The 862-nt window shown below is 71.8% G+C and carries 1 protein-coding gene; it reads left to right on the top strand.

The features are described 5' to 3' along the window. A partial coding sequence (locus A9X03_RS18040) for an LCP family protein (protein WP_231975414.1) occupies nt 1–862 on the top strand: 862 nt, incomplete at both ends.

Raw genomic sequence — 862 nt, 5'->3', positions numbered from 1 at the left:
ACACCCACCGCGGCCCACCCCACCGCCCCCGCGGCGCCGACGCGGCTGGCGCCGGTGGGTCCGGTCGCTGGCGTCGATCCTGGTGATCGGCTCGCTGCTGGCCGGGATCGCCGTCGTCTGTGGGGCCGTCTGGTTCGACAGCCGGCTGCACCGCGACGAGATTCTCACCGACTACCCCGGACGACCCGGGCCCGGCCGCGGCACCAACTGGTTGCTGGTGGGCTCGGACAGCCGCCAAGGACTCAGCCCCGAACAGCAGGAGGACCTGGCGACCGGCGGCGACATCGGCAGCAGCCGCACCGACACCATCCTGCTGGTGCACCTGCCAGAGTTGTGGTCCGGCGGGCGGGTGACGCTGGTGTCGATACCGCGCGATTCCTACGTCCCGATCCCCGGCCACGGCAAGGACAAGATCAACGCCGCCTTCTCCTTGGGCGGGGCATCCCTGCTGGCGCAGACCGTGGAGGAGGCCACCGGGCTGCGCCTCGACCACTACGCCGAAATCGGATTCGGCGGATTCGCCGGGGTGGTCGACGCACTCGGCGGGGTGACGATATGTCCGACGACGCCGCTCAACGACCCCTTGGCCGGGATCGACCTGCCCGCCGGTTGCCAGAAAGTCAACGGCCGCAACGCCCTTGGATACGTCAGGACGCGCGCCACCCCACGAGCGGACCTGGACCGCATGGTCAATCAGCGGCAGTTTGTGGCCGCGCTGCTGCAGGCCGCAGGCCGCCCGGCGGTGTGGCTCAATCCGTGGCGCTGGTACGCGGTGCCGCGCGCCGTGGCCGACGCCCTGACCGTTGACCGCGGCGACCACGTGTGGGACCTGGCCCGCCTCGGCTGGGGGCTGCGCGGTTCC

Origin of the sequence: Mycobacterium sp. E1715, assembly GCF_001667625.1 — a bacterium.
Lineage (GTDB): Bacteria > Actinomycetota > Actinomycetes > Mycobacteriales > Mycobacteriaceae > Mycobacterium.
The sequence above is the reverse complement of the archived record's forward strand: the minus strand, read 5'-3'. Positions and strand labels throughout refer to the sequence as shown.